Origin of the sequence: Desulfobulbus alkaliphilus, from assembly GCF_016918545.1 — a bacterium.
Classification (GTDB): Bacteria; Desulfobacterota; Desulfobulbia; order Desulfobulbales; family Desulfobulbaceae; genus Desulfobulbus; species Desulfobulbus alkaliphilus.
Genome location: NZ_JAFFQC010000097.1, coordinates 1 through 1,088, shown reverse-complemented (window position 1 = coordinate 1,088; position 1,088 = coordinate 1). Strand labels below are relative to the sequence as shown.

Here is a 1,088-nt window from a genome sequence, read left to right as displayed (position 1 = left end):
TCTATCGCCTGCGCGACTGGGGTGTTTCGCGCCAGCGGTATTGGGGTTGCCCGATCCCGATCATCCACTGCCCGTCCTGCGGCGTCGTCGAGGTTCCCGCCGATCAGTTGCCGGTGGTCCTGCCTGATGATGTGACCTTCGACGTGCCCGGCAATCCCTTGGCGCGTCACGCGACTTGGAAGCACGTCAAATGCCCGTCGTGTGGCGCGGATGCGACGCGTGAGACCGACACGCTCGACACCTTCGTCGATTCCAGCTGGTATTTCGCCCGCTTCACCGATCCGACGGCCGAGGCGCCGATCGACAAGGCCGCCGCCGACCGCTGGCTGGCCGTCGATCAGTATATCGGCGGGGTCGAACACGCGGTCCTGCACCTGCTGTACGCCCGCTTCATCACCCGCGCCCTGTCTGACGCCGGCATGCTGTCGGTGAAGGAGCCGTTCGCCGGCCTGTTCACGCAGGGCATGGTGGTCCACGAGACCTACCGCCGCGCCGACGGCGCCTGGGTCGAGCCGACTGACGTCGAGCTCAAGAACGACAACGGCGTCCGCTCGGCCCGCCAGCTTTCGACCGGCGAGACCCTGGTCATCGGCGACATCGAAAAGATGTCCAAGTCCAAGAAGAACGTCGTCGCTCCGGCCGAAATCCTGGAAAGCCACGGCGTGGACGCCGGTCGCCTGTTCGTCCTGTCCGACAGCCCGCCCGAGCGGGACGTGCAGTGGACCCCTGGCGGCGTGGAGGGCGCCAGCCGCTTCGTCCAGCGCGCCTGGACCCTGTTCGCCACCTATGACGCCGGTTTCGCGGGCGAGGACAAGGCCAACGCCGAGCTGCTGCGCGAAACGCACAAGGCTATCAAGGCCGTGTCCGAAGGGGTCGAAGGCTTCCGCTTCAACTCGGCCATCGCCAAGCTCTACGCCTTCGTCGCCACCATTCGCGGCAATGCCCGGGCCGGCGGCGACGCCAAGCGTCAAGCCCTGTCGGCGCTGGCCCGTCTGATCGCCCCATTCACCCCGCACCTGGCCGAAGAAGCCTGGACGCAACTAGGGGAAGACGGGATGGTTCTGGACGCGCCGTGGCCCGTGTGGGAC

Annotated in this window: 1 protein-coding gene; it reads left to right on the top strand. The window is 67.2% G+C overall.

Features of this window, described 5'->3' with window-relative positions:
• A partial coding sequence (locus JWG43_RS20595) for a class I tRNA ligase family protein (RefSeq protein ID WP_205244243.1) occupies nt 1-1,088 on the top strand: 1,088 nt, incomplete at both ends.